The organism is bacterium (assembly GCA_028820935.1).
Taxonomy (GTDB): Bacteria; Actinomycetota; Acidimicrobiia; order Spongiisociales; family Spongiisociaceae; genus Spongiisocius.
In genome coordinates this window covers 92,137-112,119 of record JAPPHZ010000029.1, presented here as the reverse complement: position 1 = coordinate 112,119, position 19,983 = coordinate 92,137, and the positions used below count along the sequence as shown (strand labels likewise).

At 65.5% G+C, this 19,983-nt stretch carries 16 protein-coding genes; 2 read left to right on the top strand and 14 right to left on the bottom strand.

All coding sequences use genetic code 11. The features are described from left to right. Positions 1-52: 52 nt before the first annotated feature. From OXM57_06630 to OXM57_06590, 9 genes are all read right to left on the bottom strand, one after another. Complete coding sequence (locus tag OXM57_06630; GenBank protein MDE0352349.1) at positions 53-1,756, bottom strand: hydantoinase B/oxoprolinase family protein; 1,704 nt, start codon at positions 1,754-1,756, stop codon at positions 53-55. Next, positions 1,707-3,362: a hydantoinase B/oxoprolinase family protein gene (locus OXM57_06625; protein ID MDE0352348.1), complete on the bottom strand. Its 1,656-nt coding sequence runs from the start codon at positions 3,360-3,362 to the stop codon at positions 1,707-1,709. The genes OXM57_06630 and OXM57_06625 overlap by 50 nt, the downstream gene beginning before the upstream one ends. A gap of 2 nt (positions 3,363-3,364) precedes the next feature. Beyond that, positions 3,365-5,362 (bottom strand): hydantoinase/oxoprolinase family protein, encoded by a 1,998-nt coding sequence (locus OXM57_06620; GenBank protein ID MDE0352347.1) that lies wholly within the window; start codon positions 5,360-5,362, stop codon positions 3,365-3,367. Positions 5,363-5,483: 121 nt separating this feature from the next. Further along, positions 5,484-6,461: an ABC transporter ATP-binding protein gene (locus OXM57_06615; protein ID MDE0352346.1), complete on the bottom strand. Its 978-nt coding sequence runs from the start codon at positions 6,459-6,461 to the stop codon at positions 5,484-5,486. Then, complete coding sequence (locus OXM57_06610; protein MDE0352345.1) at positions 6,454-7,437, bottom strand: ABC transporter ATP-binding protein; 984 nt, start codon at positions 7,435-7,437, stop codon at positions 6,454-6,456. Before OXM57_06610 ends, OXM57_06615 begins: the two co-directional genes overlap by 8 nt. Then, positions 7,434-8,354: an ABC transporter permease gene (locus OXM57_06605; protein ID MDE0352344.1), complete on the bottom strand. Its 921-nt coding sequence runs from the start codon at positions 8,352-8,354 to the stop codon at positions 7,434-7,436. Before OXM57_06605 ends, OXM57_06610 begins: the two co-directional genes overlap by 4 nt. Positions 8,355-8,360: 6 nt before the next feature. Next, positions 8,361-9,386 (bottom strand): ABC transporter permease, encoded by a 1,026-nt coding sequence (locus OXM57_06600; GenBank protein MDE0352343.1) that lies wholly within the window; start codon positions 9,384-9,386, stop codon positions 8,361-8,363. Between the two features lie 162 nt (positions 9,387-9,548). Next, on the bottom strand, positions 9,549-11,330 hold the full coding sequence (locus tag OXM57_06595; GenBank protein ID MDE0352342.1) for an ABC transporter substrate-binding protein: 1,782 nt from the start codon (positions 11,328-11,330) through the stop codon (positions 9,549-9,551). 187 nt (positions 11,331-11,517) lie between these two features. After that, positions 11,518-12,273: a transporter substrate-binding domain-containing protein gene (locus OXM57_06590; GenBank protein ID MDE0352341.1), complete on the bottom strand. Its 756-nt coding sequence runs from the start codon at positions 12,271-12,273 to the stop codon at positions 11,518-11,520. Positions 12,274-12,835: 562 nt separating this feature from the next. Here OXM57_06590 and OXM57_06585 point away from each other — a divergent pair. Continuing rightward, positions 12,836-13,861 (top strand): hypothetical protein, encoded by a 1,026-nt coding sequence (locus OXM57_06585; GenBank protein MDE0352340.1) that lies wholly within the window; start codon positions 12,836-12,838, stop codon positions 13,859-13,861. A 28-nt stretch (positions 13,862-13,889) separates the two neighbouring features. Here the strand turns inward: OXM57_06585 and OXM57_06580 are convergent, their stop codons facing one another. After that, positions 13,890-14,654 (bottom strand): SDR family NAD(P)-dependent oxidoreductase, encoded by a 765-nt coding sequence (locus OXM57_06580; protein ID MDE0352339.1) that lies wholly within the window; start codon positions 14,652-14,654, stop codon positions 13,890-13,892. Positions 14,655-14,771: 117 nt separating this feature from the next. Here OXM57_06580 and OXM57_06575 point away from each other — a divergent pair, with 117 nt between their 5' ends. Further along, positions 14,772-15,494, top strand: a complete 723-nt coding sequence (locus OXM57_06575; protein ID MDE0352338.1) for an aspartate/glutamate racemase family protein — start codon at positions 14,772-14,774, stop codon at positions 15,492-15,494. A 103-nt stretch (positions 15,495-15,597) separates the two neighbouring features. On the opposite strand, the gene OXM57_06570 is transcribed toward OXM57_06575, so the two are convergent. From OXM57_06570 to OXM57_06555, 4 genes are all read right to left on the bottom strand, one after another. After that, positions 15,598-15,927: a hypothetical protein gene (locus OXM57_06570; GenBank protein ID MDE0352337.1), complete on the bottom strand. Its 330-nt coding sequence runs from the start codon at positions 15,925-15,927 to the stop codon at positions 15,598-15,600. Between the two features lie 124 nt (positions 15,928-16,051). After that, the gene (locus OXM57_06565; protein ID MDE0352336.1) at positions 16,052-17,023 is read right to left on the bottom strand and encodes a 3-hydroxyacyl-CoA dehydrogenase; all 972 of its coding nucleotides are present in this window, start codon (positions 17,021-17,023) and stop codon (positions 16,052-16,054) included. Between the two features lie 182 nt (positions 17,024-17,205). Continuing rightward, complete coding sequence (locus OXM57_06560) at positions 17,206-18,141, bottom strand: dihydrodipicolinate synthase family protein (protein MDE0352335.1); 936 nt, start codon at positions 18,139-18,141, stop codon at positions 17,206-17,208. Between the two features lie 107 nt (positions 18,142-18,248). Next, entirely contained in the window at positions 18,249-19,976 is a 1,728-nt protein-coding gene (locus tag OXM57_06555) for an FAD-dependent oxidoreductase (GenBank protein ID MDE0352334.1), read from the bottom strand. Between the last annotated feature and the right edge of the window lie 7 nt (positions 19,977-19,983).

Sequence of the window (19,983 nt, the reverse complement as noted above, 5' to 3'; positions counted from 1 at the left end):
TGTCTGAGGTTAGACCCGACTCGACCTACCACTGGCGGCATGCATCCCGACGTCAGATGACCATCTCGAGGCGGCGGTCCCGTTCGCGGTCGGCTTCGGTGCGCTCCGCCGGGTCTCCCCAGCCGCCGCCCCCACCGGTCTTCACGAGGAGCCGGGTTCCGGCCTCGACCTTGAGGCCGTTGGCCTTGAGCATGCGGGTGGGAGCCTGGCCTGGACGGTGCACCCACACCTCGGGCGACGCACCGTCCCCACCGCCGAAGAGACCCCACGACGGCTGCTTGGTGCGCTCGAACCAGAGATTGACCGTGCAGGGCGCCAGGAGTTCGTACTCCCGGATGATCCCCAGGCCACCGCGCCACTTGCCATCACCGCCCGACCCGTCGCGCAGGGCGTGACGGCGCATAAGGAACGGATACCGGTTCTCCAACGCCTCGATCGGTTGGTTCCTGTATTCCCCGGCCGCCGAGTGCGTGAGAGCCGATTCACCGTCCCCGCCCTCGTAAGCGCCCCAACCCCCGGTCAGCGACTCCCCCGACAGGAAGAGGCCGAACTCGTTCTCGCCCACGATGCTGACATTCCACGAGTCGCCCACATGTCCCGCCGCGGTACGCTCGGGAATCACCGCGCTCAAGGCCTTGATCATGAGGTCGATGGCCAGCATCAGGTGGGGTCCGTAGTGGAGGCACGGGGCGGTCTCGCCCGGGTTGAAACAGGTTCCTCTGGGGGCGATCACCTCGAGGTTGCGGAAGTTGCCTCCGGACACCGGAGCATGGGGATTGACCAGGAACTTGAAACCCTGCTCGATAGCCGAGCGGGTCTGGACCAAACCGCTGTTGATGCTGCCGACACACTCGCGGTTGGAGCCGGAAAGGTCCACCGTCATGCTGTCACCGTCCACGGTGACGGTGACCTTCACGTAGACGGGTTCCTCGGTCACACCGTCGTCATCGAGGTAGCCGTCAGCCACGTAGACGCCATCCGGTATCTCCGCCACCGAGGCGCGGTCCTCGACCTCCGCCTGGTCGAACACCAGCCGTAAGGAGGTCTCGACCTGATCCCAGCCGAACCGCTGCACGATCGAACGGAACCGCTCCACCCCGGTGCGGCAGGCACTGATCTCGGCCATCAGGTCACCCGTCAACGCGATCGGGAAACGGGAATTCAGAGCGATCAGATCCACGATCTGCTGATCAAGCCGTCCGTCCCGGAAGATGCACGTGGGGCCTATCCGCAGACCCTCCTGAAAGATGTCCGTGCTGTCACCCACGTAGCCGGCCCGCTTGGCTCCGATGTCGTTCCAATGGGCCTTGGCCGCCGAGAACCCGCGCAACAATCCGTCAACGAAGATCGGAGCGTATACGGTCACGTCGTTGAGGTGGCTCCCGGCGATGCTCGAGTCGTTGACGATCCAGACATCTCCCTCCCGGAAGACCTCGTAACCCTTGATCCTGATTACCGCCCGGAGCGTCCCGCCCAGGCTTCCCAGGAAGAACGGAAGGCCCGGCGCCTGGCCGAGCAGGCGTCCCTCGGCGTTAAAGATCCCCACCGAACAGTCCTTGGCCTCGTAGATGACCGGGCTATAGGCACTCCGGTACAGGTTCCTCCGCATCTGCTCCGCCCCGGAGATGAACGCGTTCCGCACTACCTCGACCGTCGCGGGCGACGGAGCGGACAGGTCAGAGGTCCTGATTTCGGCTACCCGGGACTCAGGGGACCAACTCCAGGCGCCGGTCCGTAGCTCGGTCCTCGGCGGCACGCTCCGCCGGGTCGCCCCAGCCTCCCCCTCCCCCGGTCTTCACCACCAGCCGGGTACCGGCCTCGACCTTCAGATCGTTGGCCTTGAACATCTTCTCGGGCGCCTCGCCGGGACGGTGCACCCACACCTCCGGCCCCGCGCCGTCCTGGCCGCCGAAGAGGCCCCATGAAGGCTGCTGGACGGCCCGCTCGAACCAGAGCTGGATCGTGACCGGGGCAAGGATCTCGTACTCCCGAACGATCCCCATTCCGCCCCGCCACTTCCCGTCACCGCCCGAACCCTCGCGCAGGCTGTGGCGCCGCATGATCAGCGGGTAGCGGTGCTCCATGGTCTCGATCGGGAAGTTCTTGAAGTCGCCCGCCGCCGAGTGGATAAGAGCCGACTCGCCGTCGCCCCCTTCGAAGGCGCCCCATCCCCCGGTCAGTGCCTCCCCCGACAGGAACAGGCCGAACTCGTCCTCCCCTACGATGATCACGTTCCACGAGTCGCCCACGTGCCCCGCCGCGGCCCGCTCCGGCACGACCCGGCTCAGGGCCTTGATCATCAGGTCCAGCGCCAGCATCAGATGGGGTCCGTACTTGAGGCAGGCGGCGGTCTCGCTCGGGTTGAAACAAGTCCCCTCCGGAGCGATCACCTCTAGGTTCCGGAAGTTCCCTCCGGACACCGGGGAGTGCGGGTTGACCAGGAACTTGAAGCCTTGCTCGATGCCCGAGCGGGTCTGCACGATGCCGCTGTTGACGCTGCCCACGTTCTGGCGGTTGGAGCCGGTCAGGTCGACAGTCATACTGTCACCCTCGACGGTGACGGCGACCTTCACGTGGACGGGATCCTCGGTCACGCCATCGTTATCCAGGTAGGCGTCCTCGACATAGACGCCGTCGGGGATCTCCGCCACCGAGCGCCGGTCCTCGGCCTCGGCCTGCTCGAACACGGAGTGGATGGATTTCTCCACCTGATCCCATCCGAACCGCTGCACGATGGAACGGAACCGCTCCACTCCGGTCCGGCAGGCACTGATCTCGGCCATCAGATCACCCACCAGCGCGGTCGGGAAACGGGAGTTCAGGGCGATCAGGTCCACGATCTGCTGATCGAGGCGGCCGTCCCGGAAGATGCAGGTCGGTCCGATGCGCAGACCCTCCTGGAAGATGTCCGTGGTGTCACCGCAGAACCCGGCATCCTTGGCCCCGATGTCGTTCCAGTGGGCCTTGGCAGCCGTGAACCCCCGCAGGCTTCCCTCCACGAAGATCGGAGCGTATACGGTCACATCGTTGAGGTGGCTGCCTGCGATAGTCGAATCGTTGACGATCCAGACATCCCCCTCCCGGAACACCTCGTAACCCTTGATCCTGACCACCTCTCGGAGCGTCCCCCCCAGGCTGCCGAGGAAGAACGGTAGGCCGGGCGCCTGGCCGAGCAGGTGACCCTCGGCGTCGAAGATCCCCACGGAGCAGTCCTTCATCTCGTAGATGACCGGGCTGTGAGCGCTGCGATACAGGTTTCTCCGCATCTGCTCCGCCCCGGAGATGAACGCGTTCCGGACCACCTCGACCGTGGCCGGGGAGGGCATGTTCCGGTTTTCGCCGCTGACGGTGGTGTCGCTCATGATCAGCCTCCCCTTTCCATGATCAGATGGCCCTGGGATCCCACCCGCAACTCCCAGCCGGGAGGAACCACCGTGGTCGTGGACGGCTCCATGACGATGGCCGGGCCCACCAGCTGACCGGAGAGATTGCCTCGGTCCACGATCGGGACGTCCGTGGACCGCCCGCTGAAGATGACCTGCTCGCTGGTGCCATCCACCCCTGCGGCCTGCCCGTTGCCGTTGCCGGACGGGCCGCGCTCGAACTCGCGGATGCCCGTCAAGCGGATAGCCACCATCTCGATGGGAGCCTCCGGGTTGGCATGGCCGTAGCGCTCCTCGTACCGGGCGTGGAAGCTTGCCTTGAACTCTTCGTCGGCCTCCGCGCCCACTAGCGGGATGGGCAGGGAGTACTCCTGACCCACGTACCGCAACTCGATGTGGGTCTCGAAGCGCATCCCCGCTCGCTGCTCGTCATCCACCTCCATCTCGCGGCACACCTTGTCCTTGAGCCGCTCGATCGGCTCGGTCAGGTCGACGATGGGCCGGTCCAGCCTCCGGTAATGGGTGGTGACGGCGTCGTGACGAACGTCGCCCTGGAGCATTCCCCAGGCCGAGAAGACGCCCGGATCGGCGGGTATCAGCACCCGCTCCACCTCGAGTTCCTCCGCCAGGAACGCGGCGTGGAGGGGACCTGCCCCGCCGAAGGCCACGATGGCGAAGTCCTTGGGATGGAGGCCCCGTTCCACGGTCAACTCGCGGATCGCCTCGGCCATGACGAAATGGGTGACGTCGAGCGCCTGCTCGGCCAGCTCCGTCGCCGTCAGGTCGAAGAACCCGGCCACGGAGGCCAGGGCATCCTCGGCGGCCTGGCGATCCAGCGTGAAGGAACCGGCCAGCTTCTGGGCTCGTGGAATGCGGCCCAGCACCACGTTGGCATCCGAAACGGTGGGGCGGACGCCGCCCCGCCCGTAGCTGGCCGGGCCCGGGAACGAACCCGCAGACTCGGGACCCACCCGGAGTCCGCCGTGGCGTTCGTAGATCAGGCTCCCCCCGCCGGCGCCGATGCTCACCAACTCCACCGCCGGCGCCAGGATCGGAAGGCCCTGGAGCTCGAACTCGGATTGCATGCCCACCTGACCACCGCGCACGATCGAGACATCGAAAGAGGTGCCGCCCATGTCGATGCAGATGAGGTCGGGTTGGTCGGTCCGCCGGCCCACCTCGCGACCTCCGATCACGCCACCCACCGGTCCCGAGTAGAGGGTGAGCACCGCCCGGTCGGCCGCCGAGTCGGCAATCATCGCCCCGCCGTTGGACTGCGTTACATGGAGCGGCACCGACAGGCCTCTGCCGCGTAGAGCCTCGGACAGCCGGGACAGGTAGTCACGAACCCGGGGGGTGATGTAGACGGAGGTGACGGTAGAGGAGGTGCGCTCGTACTCCCGCCACTCGGGCGCCACCTCGTGGCTGAGCACGATGGGGATGTCGGGGAGGGTCCTGCGGAGAAGTTCTCTCGTCTCGAGCTCATGCAAGGGGTCGACATAGGAATGGATGAGGGACACCGCCACCGCCTCGTACTCGGCCTCGGCGATGGCCTTGGCCGCTACCTCGACCGAATTGGCGTCGAGCGGGAGCAGTTCCTCACCGGATGCGCTGATCCGCTCATCGATTTCGAGGATGGAGTCACGCTCGACCAGAGGGGTAGGCTTGTGATATTTCAGGTCGTACATGTCGGGCCTGTGGCCGCGGCCGATGATGTATGCGTCGCGGTAACCCCTGGTGGTGACCAGGGCCACCTTGCCGCCGGAGCGCTCGAGGAAGGTGTTCAGCCCCACCGTGGTCCCGTGGATGAAGAGCGATACGTCCTCGAGGTCGGCGCCGGCCTCCGCCACCGCATGCAGTACACCCTCGACCAGATCCTCGGGGGTGCTCAGAACCTTGGAGACCTGGGTTCCGGCGTCCGACTCCATGACCAGATCGGTGAACGTCCCACCGATGTCCACCGCAATCCTCGTTCCCATTACGTATTGATCCCTTCAGGTTGAAAGACGCGACCGACAGGGTACCAGTCACCGGACGCCCCCGGTCTGTGGTCAGGTTGCCCGTGGCTAGGCGCGCTGGGTGCCGTTGGCCGGCTCGCCGTCAGGTCCGTTTGACGCCGGCAGCCGGCAACTCAACCACCTTCCAGCACCGAACCATTCGCCCGGTGGTGCCGCTCGGAACCAGGTCCTGTTCGGCCGAACAGGCGTCCTCGGCCAGCGGACACCTCGGCATCAGGCGGCACCCGGTGGCCGGGTCGGTCTCGCCCTTCGGGCCCAGCTCGAAACTGTCGGTCTCGAACCTGCTCGCCGCCATCAGGGCTTGCGTGTAGGGATGGGCAGGTGAGCCGAAGACCTGTTCTGCCGTACCCTGCTCCACGATCTGGCCCAGGTACATGACGATCACCTCGTGCGCGCATACGCGCACCGCCTCGAGGTCGTGGGAGATGAAGACGAAGGCGACGTGAAACTCCTCCTGGAGTTCTTGCAGCAGCGACAGGATGTCCCCGCGCACGCTCAGGTCGAGCGAGGAGGTCGGCTCGTCCAGCACCACGAGTTCGGGGTCGGGCGCCAGCGCCCGGGCGATAGCCGCGCGCTGGAGCTGTCCTCCACTCAGCGCCCTCGGCTTGCGGTCCCACAACTCCTCACCGAGGCTGACAGCGGTCAATACGTGCCGGAGGCGTTCCTCCTGTTGCGATTTCGACATGTCCGGTCGGAGGCGGCGCAGGGGCTGCTCCACCGAACTGCGCACGGTCCGGGTCGGGTCGAAGGATGCCTGCGGCATCTGGAAGACCATTTGCATCATGCGGCGGTGCGATCGCATCTTCCGGACGCCTAGATCGCCGAGTTGGGTCCCTTCCAGTAGGACTTCCCCCTCCGTGAGCGGTGTCAGGCCGAGGAGGCAACGAGCCACGGTCGACTTGCCGGATCCGCTCTCCCCGACTATCCCCAGGGTCCGGCCCCGCTCCACCGCAAACGAGACACGCTGGGCAGCCTTGATCGTCTCAACCAGACCGATAGAACGACGCACCCGATAGGTCTTCGACAGGTTGCGGACCTCGAGGATGGTGGCCTCAGTCATGGTCGGGGCCCAAGTGGCACAGCAACCGGCGGCGCCCGCCCAAGTCGTGCACGGGTAGGGGCTCCTCATCGCACACGGCCATCCGGTACACACACCTGTCGCGGAAGGCGCAGAATTGGTAAACCTCGGTCATCCGGGGAACCAGGCCTGGTATGGAACGAGGACGCTCATCGGTGCGCAGGTCCACGCAATCCAGAAGTGCCCTGGCGTACGGATGGGAGGGCTCGGTGAGGATCCGCTCCCGAGGGCCGAACTCCACCACCCGTCCGGCATACATGATCCCGATGTTCCGGGCCACCCTCGCCACGGCCCGCAGGTCGTGGGAGATGAAGAGCAGAGCGGCATTACGGGCACTGACCTGCTGCTCCAGGAGATCGAGCACCCTCACCTGGGTGGTCATGTCGAGTCCGGTGGTGGGCTCATCGGCCAGTATGAGGGAAGGGCCGCACGCCAAGGCCAGTGCGATGTTGACCCGCTGCGCCATTCCCCCGCTCAGTTGGTGCGGGTAGCGTTTCAGGATGGCGTCGGGGTTGCCGAACTCGAGGTCCCGCAGGGCCTCGCGGGCAAACTCCTCCGGAGCGCCGTCCAGGACCTCGCGGTTGGCCTTGAACGCGTCCACGATCTGGCGCTCCACGCTGAGCATCGGGTCAAGGGCCGTGACCGGGTTCTGGTAGATCATGGCAACATCCGAGCCCCGATAGGTTTGGATTTCGTCGGTGTCCAGGTCGAGCACCGAGCGGCCCTGCCACTCGACCGCACCGCCGGTGATCGCCCCGCCCGGGGGCATCAGCCGCAGGATCGACCGCAGGGTCATCGACTTCCCGGAACCGCTCTCCCCCACCAACCCGACCGTCTCACCGGGGAACACCTGGAGATCCACGCCCTGAAGAGGATGGACCGGGCCCGAGAGGGTGTTGATGGTGACCTCCACCCCCGAGAGCGTCAGCAGCGCCCCGTTGGCCGGACCGGAGTTCATGCGGACGTCCCTCCCGGACCGACCAACGTTTCGGAGCGGGCGGAAAAGCCGGTCAACGAGTACACAGACAGGACGATGAAGGCGCCGGGGAAGACGGAGACCCACCAGTGGCCCTGGACGATCAGCGTGGCCCCGGTCTTGATCATGGATCCCCACTCGGGGTTTGGCGGTTCGATGCCGAGACCGATGAAGCTGAGCCCGGCGATGATCTGGATGGCGTAGGCACAGGTCAGTGGGAACAAGGCCAGGATCTGGCCCCGGGCGTTGGGAATGAAGTGATGCACCACGATGCCCCATGCTCCCAGGCCGGCGCACTTGGCCGCCTGCACGAACTCCGCTTCGGTAAGCGGCAGCAGCACGCTGCGTACCTGGCGCAGGTACAGCGGGAAATTGACCATGGCGATGGCTATGACGAGGACCGCCATGCCGTTGTCCACAGGGCCGAAGATCTCGAGGGGTCCCAGCGCGGCGAACAGGGCGATCCCGAGGAGAAGGACGGGGAACGACTGGACCACCTCGACAATCCTCAGGGCAATCATGTCCACCCACCCGCGGCGGTAGGCGGCCCAGGCGCCGGCCAGGCATCCCAGGCCGCCGCCAAGCATGACCCCGATGAGCGCCAGGGTGAAGTCGACCCGGGTGGCCACTATCACCCTTGTGAAGATGTCGAGGCCCAGGGTGTCCGTACCGAACCAGTGCTCCGCCGAGGGCGGGGACACCGGATTGAACGGATCGGGCCGGAGAGGGTCGTAGACGGGCATGGGTATCCATTGGCCGATCGTTTCGATCCACGGACCGATCACGGCCAGGAACAGCATGAAGAAGAACAGTGAACGCCGGATGGTGATACCGAGCGTCGCGCCGACAAAGACGCGGGCCAGAAGCCGGCGTTCCCTCTTGGGGGAGATGGTGGTCATCGCTGCTCAGTCACGGAGCCGGGGATCCATGGCGAACTGGATCAGATCGACTATGAAGTACAGGATCACGTAGATGACCGCGGCGATGATTACCACTGCTAGCACCACGTCATAATCGGAGTTGTCCATGCCCCATACCGCGAACGAACCGATCCCAGGCCAGGAGAACACCACCTCCACCAGCACCCCGCCTCCGATCAGGTAGCCGAACGTCATGGCGGCCAGATTGAGCACCGGCGGGGAGGCGTTGCGGAGAACGTCCCTGACAAGAACGGTTCGCCGGCCCAGTCCGTAGCTGTAGGCGGCCTCGACGAACGGGCTGGACACGGCCTCGCTAACTGCGGAGCGGGTGACACGGAATAGCGGGGGCCCGCTGGTCAACGAGAGGGTCACCGCGGGGAGAATCAGATGCCACAGGGCATGCCAAGCCAGACGGAAGTCCCCGGCGATCAGGGCATCCAGCGTGTAGAGACCGGTCACCATTTCCGGGGGAGTAACGCCACTGCCCACGCGGCCCAAGGGAGGCGGGAAGAGCGAGGGGAGAGGACCTAGAGGGTCAGGGAGCCTGGGAGGCAGGAAGTAGAGGAGGAAGATGAACAGCAGGCCGAGCCAGAAGGCCGGAACGCTGACCCCGAACTGCGCCATGCCTTCCCCGAGCCTGGCCAGCTTTCCGTCGGGTCTGAGTCCTGCCCGTACACCGAGTGGGATGGCCCAGATGAAACTGACCATCAGCGTGAAGAAGACCATCTCGGCGGTGGCGGGAAGCTTGATGGCAATGTCCTCGGCAACCGGTATGCGGCTGATACGGGACACACCCAGGTCTCCCTGGAGAAGGTGAGTGAGATAGGTCCAGAACTGTACGACGATGGGCTCGTTGAGGCCCATCTCCTCGGCTCGCTGCTCGATTATCGCCTCGCTCACCGCCACTCCGAGCGAGGCGTAAAGAGGGGTCCCCGTGGACCGGGTGATCGTGAAGCCGATTATGACCACCGCCAGGAGGACGACGGCGAGAATCACGACGCGATTGGCCAGGAACAGGGCCCATCGGCGAAGTCCGGAGAGCCGATCGCGGGTCTCCCGCTCCTGACTAGTTGCCTGTATCGCTTCTATGCGTGGCTCCAGGAAGGTAGAACGATCGGGAGGGCGACCGCCCTAGGCGGCGCCCTCCCGATCTACGTAGTTACTACCGATGGACTAGCCGGACCTATTCAAGGTCGCGAACCAGAGAAGCCCGTCGGGATGGAGCGTGAACCCGCCGATGTCTTCGCGCATCGCCAGCGTGTAGTTGGCATTGGCAAGCCACAGCATCGGAGCTGCGTCGACCAATCGGGTCACTGCCTCCCGGTAGGGCTCGCGCCGTCCCGGATCCGAAACGACCGAAGCCGTTTCGTCGAGGATCTCATCGATCCGCGGGTCCACGAAACCGGTCCAGTTGATCGCTGCGTCCTGCGAATCCCACCACAGGAAGAACTGGTAGTAGGGGTCATCGACGTAGTCGAGGAGACCGCCCCGGAAGGCCATACCTCCGTAGGTGAGACCGAACAAGTGATCGAACATCTCGGCCCCGGTAACAGGACGGATGCTCATGTCAATCCCGAGGTCGGCGAATTGCGCCTTAAGGTTCGTAGCGACCGCCTCATCGAGCGGGACGTTCTGGCGGATGACCATCTCGAACTCGAACCCGTCGGGATAGCCGGCTTCCGCCATGAGCTGCCGAGCCCTGTCGGGATCGTGCTCGTAGATCCACGCGTCCTCCAGGTTGTATAGGTCGAAGAACCTGGAATTCACCGAGATAGGTCCTTGGCTCGGGACTGCCTGGCCATTGAGGACGCCGTTGACGATCGCGTTGTAGTCGACCGCGTAGGACATCGCCTTCCGCAGGGTCACGTTGTCGAACGGCGGAGCCTGGTTGTTCAACAGGACGTTGATCCCGTTCCGGTCGGGAACCGACAGAACCTTCACACCGTCCGAAGTTGCTGCGGTAGCCAACTGCTGTACGGATAGATCGAGGGCGATATCCACATCACCACTCTGGAGCAGGGCGAGACGGTTGGCCGCCTCGGGCACCGTCAGCAACTCCACCGTCTCGAAATAGGGCTGGAAACCCGTCCACGTGGGGTTGCGCTTCAGAACCATGCGCGATCCGCGCTCCCAGCTGTCCACCACGTACCGGCCGTTGCCGGCGTAGTTCTGCTTGAGCCAATCCCGGCCCCAAGGATCGTCCTCGGTGGAATTCGCCTGGATGGTCACGCTGTCCATGATGCCCATGGTCTGGTCTCTCATGAGCGGCAGCACGATCGTGGACGGACGAGCGTTGTGGACGATGAGCGTCCGGTCATCAACCCGCTCGATCTGGTCGATCGATGTCACACCGATGTTGCCCCAGACCCAGGCCGGTCCGGCCGGTCCGGTGGCAAGCGCCCGGTTGATCGTGTAGATGGCGTCGTCAGCCGTAACCGGGTTTCCACTGGTCGGGAACGTCAGATTCTGGCGGAGCCGGAGGGTGATGGTCCGGAAGTCATCGCTGAAGTCCCACGACTCGATCCACTGACCCTCGAAGGAGGTCGTGTCGGCGTACGAGAAGCCACCCACATCAGGACCGGGACGGTACTGAACCGGCTGCATGTAGACGTTCTTCAGCACCAGGTTGGTGAGCTGTGCCGAGCCCAAGGCGGGGTCGAGTTGCTCCACGTCATCGGCAATGGCAATACGGAGGGTCCGCGCCTCGGTATCGTCGACCATCACCTCGACCTCGACGGTCTCAGTCTCGGTGACAACGACTTCCTCGGTCACGACCTCAGTAACAATGGATGTGACCACCACTTCCTCGGTCACCGTCTCGGTCTCTGTGACAACGACTTCCTCGGTCACGACCTCAGTAACAATGGATGTGACCACCACTTCCTCGGTCACCGTGACGGTCTCGGTACCACCACAAGCAACTGCGACCATCGCCAAGGCAGCCACAATCGCCATGACAGGTGGCATCCGTTTCCAAAGCATCTTCATACTCGCCCTCCTCGAGGCTGGTGAACAAGCTGCCATCATATTTGCCGCACCCAGTGATCCGCAACTTGATTGCATCCCGTGTAAGGGGAAGAACGGGAGGTGGTGGTCGGTCTGAGTACCGAGTCACACCTCTCCAGAGAGTCGGAGCCTCGTGCTATTCCCGGTCCGCCATGAAGCTCTCCCACCACGTCACGCAGAGATCCTCGATGTCCCCCTCCGCGGCCCGGTAGTCGTACCAACTGTTCAACCAGTTGAGGAACCTCTGGTCCCCGGGGCGGATCGAGATCTTGTTGTATCCCCGCGCCAGGATCACCAGCGCGCCGTCCAGCTCCCGCAAAAGCCCTAGTTCCGGATTGAGTTCAAGGTATCGCCGGGTGACCGCGTCCCCGACGACGGCATCTACCCGCCCGTCCAGCAGGAACCCGGTCGGATCTGGAGTATCCACCACGGTCGCCGCCGGGAAGAAGCGCTCGGCAACGTCCCTATTGCTCGAACCATGCCATACCCCGATCCGGAGACCCTCTCGATTCAGTGACTCGATCCCTTCGCCGGCTTTTTCGGCCGGTACCTGACACGTGACCCGAATCTGCATGAGACGACCCATGGCGAACTCCACCTGCAGGGCGCGCCGGGGAAACAGGGTGTGCTTCGGGAGAAGATCCACCTTGCGGTCTAACAGTGCCGGAATCTGGTCCGGCCAGATCATCTCGACGATCTCGAGTTCGACCCCGAGGTCTGACGCGATCATCGCCCCAACCTTGGGAGCCAGACCGGCCGGTTCACCGGTCTCGGGGTCGCGGTACATCTCCGGTGGATCTCCGGTGTCGGGATGGCCCAGGAACTCGATCGGAAGCCTCAGGGAGCCACGGTCCAGAATCTCGTCCAGCGTCGAATCCCACCCGACAGGCATTGGTGTTCCTCCTGCAGCGCACCCGGCGGAGGCCCTCCGCACTCGACCAACACCCTAGTGGTCTGTCTGCGAAACAAACGGGTGCTCTGGCGGCCATCGGCGCCCCGTCGCTTCGTTCCGCTTCCTCAACGTACCCTGCGGGTACGCCTTCGTCAGCGGGCCTTGCGAGGAACACCGCTGCCTCGCCATACCACACCGCCATTACACAGACAGACCACTAGACGGCCTCCACTGCCACGCCGGACCCGAGTCGTGAGCACGGTACTCTTGCGAGCGCTAGCCCGACCTCCCATGGGCCGCATGTACGATCTGCCACGAGCTCGCAACGGGTGGAGGCCCGATACCTGTGATAAGACCGGTCGGTGTACCGGACAGCGCCCAGATAGGCCTCGGACAGAACACGACCGTGATGGAGAAGTCAAACGGATCCCGAGAGTGCGACCCCGCCTGAGGGCTGAGTAGGCAGCCTCTCAAGGGACGGGTGCGGGCGGCGGCCACCCCTTGGTCACACTCCGTCGGCGATCCCATGACACCAGCCGAAAGATTCAGGACCGTTCTACCCATGAACCCGACCACCAAGGGGACACTATGGGCCCTGGCCGCGGTCACGACCAGTTCCGGCTTGCCCCTCTTGTTCGTCTATACCCACAGAAGCGCCGACCCTTTCGCGTGGCGCTCGTGGCTACTGGTCTTCCAGGTCCTGACCATGCTTCCGATTTTCTTCGTGGTGCCGAGCCGGAATAAACAATGGCGAGAGAGTGCCCACCGCCTGCTGTCCTATTGGGGAGCCGGCGGAGAACCGGTCCGTATCCGGACCCCTTTGGACCTGTTGCGAACCCCGGCCGTCTGGATGGCGGTCTCCCTGGCCGTAGACCTCGCCTTCTGGGTGTGGGCAGCCACCCTGATCGACCCGCTGGTGGTGACCATCATCTTCCAGCTGATGCTGATCGGGATGGTGTGGCTGGCCGCCCGGATGGGCCGGAAGCTCGCCAACGCAGAACAAACCTCCCCGCATGTCATGGGCAGGATGCACTGGATGCTGATGATCCTCTCCTTCGCGGGCGCCGCCCTGGTCATCTGGTCAGAGACCGGCGCGGTCGCGACCTTGAACTGGACAGGAATACTCGTGGCGTTGGCAGGTACTGCCGCCGCCAGCGGAGGCCTCTGGACAACGGTATCCACGGGACGCCTGATGGCCTGGCCCTCCGACGACCCGCACGAACTGGTCTGGAACGCGACTTTCGCGGCAGTCGCAGGAAGGCTCGGCGCCCTCCCCCTGACCCTGCTGGGTAGTGCCCTGTTCTTTCCGTCAGGCAACGGCTTCGGACTCGCCTGGACTACCGCCGGCCTCCTAGCACTGGCCGGCGGTTTCGACGCGGTCGGCTCCCTGGCCCACCGGTACTCTCTGTACACCACATCCAGCCTGAGCGTTCAACGCGTCATGTTCCTCTCCCCCGCCCTCCAGATGTTCTGGCTGTGGACCTTCGCCGACGTGTCGATCGCCAATCCCCAGGCCCTACTGATCGGCACCGGGGTTGTTCTACTCGGCAACCTGGGATGGCAAGCCACCCGCCCATCGACACCATGACCATCTAGCGGGACCGCTAGCAGGGAGCTCAGCGCATGTAGCTGGCGCCGTTGATGTCGATGGTGGCGCCGGACAGGTGGCGGCAGTCACCTCTCGAAAGGAACACCACGATGCGGGCGATCTCCACCGGCGGAATCCACTCCCCCATGACAAGTTGGGGGGCGGTGCCCTCCTCACCCCCGAATTGCTCGGCGGCGTCGATGGACATGTCGGTGCGCACCATTCCCGGAGCGATGTTGAACGCCACCACACCCTGGCGGGCGTAGTCGCCGGCCACCGATTTGGTGAGGGCGGTGAGCGCTCCCTTGGAGGCGCTGTAGGCAGCCGAGGCGGCACGACCGGCCCGGTAGGCCAGCCAGCTGGACAGGCTGATGACGGTGCCCTCGCCGTTCGCGACGAAATGGCGCACCGCTGAACGGGTGATGCGGGCCGGCTCGATGACGTTGACCTGCCACGTGGCCTGCCAGATCCGATCCCACTCGTCCTCGGGACCGTCCCAATCGAGATCGGTCAGGATGGCGGCGTTGTTGACCAGCACGTCAACCCGGCCCTTCCATCCGACCGCCTGATCCCACACCGTATTCCCCGACCCGTGCTCGGCGAAGTCGGCGCGCACCAGGAGCTTGCGGTCGGGTGGCAACTCGGCGGTTGCCTCCTCGGCCCCGTGCTTCGTTTGCGCGTAATGGGCCACCACCGATGCGCCGGCCCGTCCGACCTCCCGAGCGATCTCGAAACCGATGCCCCTCGAGGCGCCGGTCACCAGGATCACCTTGCCCTCGAGCGGTTGTCCCATACTTCACCTCCCGGGTGGTTTCGTGCCGCGCGTGGCGGGGCCGAACGATAAGATTCGAGTCCCACTGTATCCAAGCGGGGTAATGCTCCCGTAGTCCGGCAACCTCAGGAGGCAGGAATGAAGATCACCTTCATAGAACCGATTGGGATCGACATCCACGTCCCTCGGGCCGTCTCGGTGCTCGAGAAACACGCCTCGAGCGGTGTCTTCGTCGAGGTGGTTCACCTCGACCTACCGCCGGAACTGACCGGCCCGATGCTCTCCCCGGTACCGCTGTACATGAACGAACTGATCGCCACGGTTCTCCGCGCCGAGGAGGAGGGCGCCGACGCCGCCATCATCGGGTGCTGTTCGGACCCTGCCCTGATGGAGGCACAGCGGTCGGTGAAGATACCGGTGATCGGTCCTCTCCAGGCCGCCGCGGCGCTGGCGGCCGGGCGGGGCCTCAACATCGGGATGCTGTTCCCCGACGAGCACGACTGGAAGACCACCGCCAACTGGGTGCGCCGCAACCTCCGGGCCTACGGACTGTCGGACGCGGTGAGCGACATCGCCTTCGTGCCGATGCACGTGGAGGGCGAGGACAGCCTGATCGGCAACCTGGAGGTCACCGCCGAGATCGTCCAGGATCGGTTCCGCCGCCAGCTTCATGAGCACGGGGTACCGGCCGCCCGGGCCATGCTGGAGCGGGGGCCCGTGGAGGCCATCCTCTTCGGCTGCACCATATGGGGTGGCATGATCCGAGAGGTGGCCCACCTCATAGACGCGGTGGTCATCGATCCGATGGTGGCGTCGCTCCACCTGGCTGAGGCCCAGGTCCGGATCACCAACCTGGCCTGATCGTTACCGTCGGGCGACCCAACACTCCCCTCTTCCCGACAACGGCGCCGGATACCGGCCCGGTCACGGACGGCCTGGGATCAACAGCGAAGGCTCGTATCCGCTAAGCCTCATCCGGGCCGCGCGCACGGTACGCCAACATCCCCTGCTCCCCGGTCTCGGGATCGGTGGCGCCGGAGCGGAATTGACCCATGAGGATGGAAACCAGAGTCTCCAGCCCCGACAGCCTCTCGCCATGCTCCTTCTGCGTGGCTAGTACCTCGCCGAACCTGCGATTCGTGTCTGACCGGAACTCGTTGAACTCACCCCGCAACCCGTTGAGGTCGGCCCGGAGGTTCTTGATGTCGGCGCGGAGGAGCACGAAAACCACACCGACTAGCCCGCCGACCAGCGAGATCAAGAGGTTGGTGAAGGCGTCCGCGTCCATGTCCATGAACATATCATTCTAATCTCAGCTTTAGAACCCCCTATTATTCGCGTTCTCACGATCTCATCGGTGCGAGAGTGTGGAAGCGCCAACCTGGAACCGGTGATGCCCGCCATTAGGAGGCACGCAGTCAGTCTGAGCGACGGCGCCGCTCCGACTCCAGCCGCATCAACTCCCGGTCCCGCCAGAGCACCTGGTCGTCCCGGCGGGACGACGGGAATCTGGACTCCAGGTCCTCGGCGACCCGCTGCACCACGTCGGATGCCCATGGGTCTTCCTGACCGCGCTCCATCCCGATCCGGCCGTATGCGCGTCCCATGAACCCGGCGTGGGCCACGATGCCGCCACGGGTGTTCAACTCGGCGACGGCAAGCGGACCGATCACCGACCACCGACGGGCCAATCCCTCGGAAACCACCAGGTCGAGATCTTCGGGCGCAACCACTCCGTCCCTGACCAGCAACAGAGCTTCCCGGAGCAGCGCGCCCTGGAGCCGGTTGAACACCAGGCAATCGATCTCCTGACGGACCTTTATCGGCAGCATTCCGGCGCCGGAGAACAACTCCCGGGCCGAATCCACCGTTCCCTGGGCCGTGAATGGCGCGGGGGCCAACTCGACCACCCGGATCAGGTAGGGCGGGTTCCCGGGATGGGCGAGGATGCAACGAGCGCGGCCCGGAAGCCCGGCAGCTATGCGCGAGACGGTGATGCTGGAGGAGGAACTGGCAAGCGTGGTGGAGGCATCCGCTAACGCGTCCATCCTCTCGAACAGATCCACCTTCAGGGAAAGGGACTCCGGGGCGCACTCTTGGACATGTACGGCGCCGTCCAGCGCCTCACTCAGATCACCGGTGACCGCCAGCCGGGCGACGATCTCGGCAGGTGCCTCGTCCAGGAGACCGAAGGCGTCCAACTCGCCCAGCCGAACCTCCACCTCTTCGACCAGGACCCCGCGGCGGCGCCCCTCCGGTTCGAACACCGTGGTGATGTGGCCGGCCCGAGCGAAGACGATCGCCCAGCCGACACCGATCGACCCTGCCCCCGCTACACCTACTCGACCGCGGCCACGGTCATGCCGAACTGGGGAGTCCGATCCTCCCACTTACTCGAGCGCGAGCGGGGTAGTGGTCTGTCTGCGAAACAACCGGGTGCTCTGGCGGCCATCGGCGTCCCGTCGCTGCGTTCCGCTTCCTCGACGTACCGCTGCGGGTACGCCTTCGTCAGCGAGCCTTGCGAGGAACACCGCTGCCTCGCCATACCACACCGCCATTCACAAACAGACCACTAGAGACCGAACGACTCGGCCAGCGAATCGGCTTCCTCGACCAGCGGCATCAGCCTCGCCATGCGCTCACGGCCCTCCTCGCCTAACTCCGCATAGGTGGTCAGCGGCGCCCTCACGTCACCCATCGGGTGACCGACCGCGGCCGCGAGCGCCTTGGAGTAGCACTGGTGGCCGTAGGTCGGGTGGCCCTCGGCGATGGTGTGCTCGATCCGGTCGATCGGGCGCCAGATGGCCCGGGCGTCGTCGATGCGCCCCGCCTCGAGCAGCTCGAAGATACGGCCCGATGCCCTAGGCATGTAGTTGCCGAACGGGTTGACGTAGCCGATCGCCCCCAGCAGGTAGGAGTCGACAACCCACTCGCCGGCGTACACCTTCATCCGGCCCCCGGAGGCTTCTATCACTTCCGGCACTCGGGAGAGATGCAAGCTCGACTCCTTGACGTACTGCACCGACTCCAACTCCAAACACAGCTTGGCCTGGAGCTTGGCCGACATGTCCACATTGGAGGTGACCGGGTTGTTGTAGAGCATGATCGGGATCGAGATGGCCGCGTCGATCGCCTCGTAGTACCTGAAGATCTCGTCGTCGGTGGGCGTGTAGTAGTAGGGCGGGATGATCATCACGCCGTCGGCGCCCAGATCCTCCGCCTGGCGGCTGTGGCGGACGGCGTTCGGGGTGTGCGCGTTCATCGTGCCGATGATCACCGGCATGCGTCCGTCGATGTGGTTGACGTACGTCTCCACGAGCTGGCGGCGCTCCTCGTCGCTCACCGTCAGGAACTCCCCGGTGCTGCCCAGCGCGATGATTCCCGGGACGCCGACCTCCAACTGCCAGTCCAGGAAGTTCTTCAGCGCTCCGAAATCGATGCCCGAACCGTCCTCCGTGAAGGGAGTAACAGATACCGTGTAGCTACCCCGAAACTCTTTGGCCATCATTCCTCCAGTCGCCTGCCCTGCCACTCTAGGAGAGTACCGAAAAATGTCGAGGCTGGCCTGATTGTCGGCGACAAACCCGTGTCAAGGCACCGCGTGCGGGCCGGGGATCAGGTAGCAGTCCCGGCGACCTCACCGATAGCAACTGGGCGGATCGGGGCCTGGGGGGCAAAGCCGGAGAACTCTCCGGGCGCCACACCGCATGCTCCCGCAGCCATAGCGAGCACCGACGGACTGCAGTAGCGGCCCTGGCACTTGCCCATCCCGGCCCGGGTCAGGCGCTTCGCCGCACCCGCGGACTTGGCACCCCCGGCAAATGCTTCCCTCAGCTCGCCGAGGGTGACCGATTCGCACCGGCAGACCAGGGTCGTGTCGCGGGCCAACTCGGTTGTAAGGGGCTCCGTGCGATAGAGGCCGCGGAGGTGGGTTTGGAAGCGGCGGTGCCGGCGGAGGGTCTTGCCGGCGCGGGACCCGGCTCGGGCAGAGAGGTCGGACGACGCAAGCCCGAGGTCGCCCAGCACGTCGGCGCCGGCGATGGCGCCGAGGGCGGTCGCCACGTAGGCGCCGTTGATCCCACCGGCGTCTCCCACCACCCAGACCGAGTCGAGCGAGGTCCGCCCGGTGGCAGTACGAACCGCCACGAGCGTGCCGGTCACCGGGTCGTAACGATGATCGCATCCGAGGGCGCGGGAGATCTCGTTGGCCGGGATGAACCCGTAGCCGAGGCAGACCGCGTCGGCGGCGAACTCCCGTTCCGAGCCAGGTAGCGGGCTCCCGGAAGGGTCCAGGCGGGCCACTACCGCCACCGCCGCCCGCTGATTGCCTCGTATCTCGACCACCGAGGCGCGGTCGATCACCGGAACCCCGGCCCGGGCCAGGGTGGTGCGGTAGGAGAACCCCTTGGCGACCAGCTCCGGCGCGGCCGCGAGCATTCCGGCGCCTGCGCCGAGGTTGCGCCACCACCGGAGATCCGCCTGCTCGGCCAGCGCCACCACCTCTACGCCGGCTCTGACCAGTTCCGCCGCCACCTGCATGTTGAGCGGACCGTTGCCGGAGAGCATCACCCGTTGCCCAGGCGCGACCTGGCCGGATCTGAGCAAGGTTTGGGCCGCGCCGGTCGTCATCACGCCCGGCAGGGTCCAGCCCGGAATGGGGACCGGTCGCTCGTGGGCTCCGGTAGCCAGCACCAGGCGCCCGGGGCGGAATACCCAGTCGCAGTCCTGGCTCCGGGCAGCCAGGGAGTCCGGCGCGAAGGCCCCCCAGAGGGTGACATCGTTGAGGAACCGGACCCCGGCGTCCTGGGCCCGGGCAATCAACTTGCGTCCGGCTCGGTACTGGGAGTCGATCCGGGAGTCGTCGATGGCCCGCTCCGGCGGCGGCTGCTTGTAGAACTGGCCACCCAGCTTGGACCGCTCGTCTATCACGACCACGTCCACGCCGTGCTCGGCGATGACCGAGGCCACCGAGAGGCCTCCGGGCCCGCCACCCACCACCAGGACGGTAGGCGAGAGTTCACGCCTCGGCCGGCTGCCGGAAGGATTGTCCGGAGGTCCGGGAGCCGCCGGCTGCCTCCGCACCACCTGTCCCTCGGCCACGCCGGTCATGCATGCCAGCGTTCCCGGCCGATCATCGACCACCACCGCGCACTCGTGGCAAGCGCCCATCCCGCAGAAGACACCCCGGCGCCCACCGTCCACCGCATCGCGCAGACCCATCTCTCCGGACGCGACCAGCGCCGACGCCAGCGTGTCACCCGCCAACCCCTCCACGGGATGGCCCTCGAAAGTCAGCCCGACCGATTCGGTGGGCAGACCGACCCCCGGTACGCCGACGCGCACCCTCGGA

Coding starts and splice junctions, on each gene's coding strand:
- OXM57_06595 (MDE0352342.1), bottom strand. CDS start 11,330: ATGGCGATTGTGGCTGCCTTGGCGATGGTCGCAGTTGCTTGTGGTGGT.
- OXM57_06590 (MDE0352341.1), bottom strand. CDS start 12,273: ATGCCTGTCGGGTGGGATTCGACGCTGGACGAGATTCTGGACCGTGGC.
- OXM57_06560 (MDE0352335.1), bottom strand. CDS start 18,141: ATGATGGCCAAAGAGTTTCGGGGTAGCTACACGGTATCTGTTACTCCC.
- OXM57_06585 (MDE0352340.1), top strand. CDS start 12,836: ATGAACCCGACCACCAAGGGGACACTATGGGCCCTGGCCGCGGTCACG.
- OXM57_06625 (MDE0352348.1), bottom strand. CDS start 3,362: ATGAGCGACACCACCGTCAGCGGCGAAAACCGGAACATGCCCTCCCCG.
- OXM57_06605 (MDE0352344.1), bottom strand. CDS start 8,354: ATGACCACCATCTCCCCCAAGAGGGAACGCCGGCTTCTGGCCCGCGTC.
- OXM57_06570 (MDE0352337.1), bottom strand. CDS start 15,927: ATGGACATGGACGCGGACGCCTTCACCAACCTCTTGATCTCGCTGGTC.
- OXM57_06610 (MDE0352345.1), bottom strand. CDS start 7,437: ATGAACTCCGGTCCGGCCAACGGGGCGCTGCTGACGCTCTCGGGGGTG.
- OXM57_06615 (MDE0352346.1), bottom strand. CDS start 6,461: ATGACTGAGGCCACCATCCTCGAGGTCCGCAACCTGTCGAAGACCTAT.
- OXM57_06575 (MDE0352338.1), top strand. CDS start 14,772: ATGAAGATCACCTTCATAGAACCGATTGGGATCGACATCCACGTCCCT.
- OXM57_06580 (MDE0352339.1), bottom strand. CDS start 14,654: ATGGGACAACCGCTCGAGGGCAAGGTGATCCTGGTGACCGGCGCCTCG.
- OXM57_06620 (MDE0352347.1), bottom strand. CDS start 5,362: ATGGGAACGAGGATTGCGGTGGACATCGGTGGGACGTTCACCGATCTG.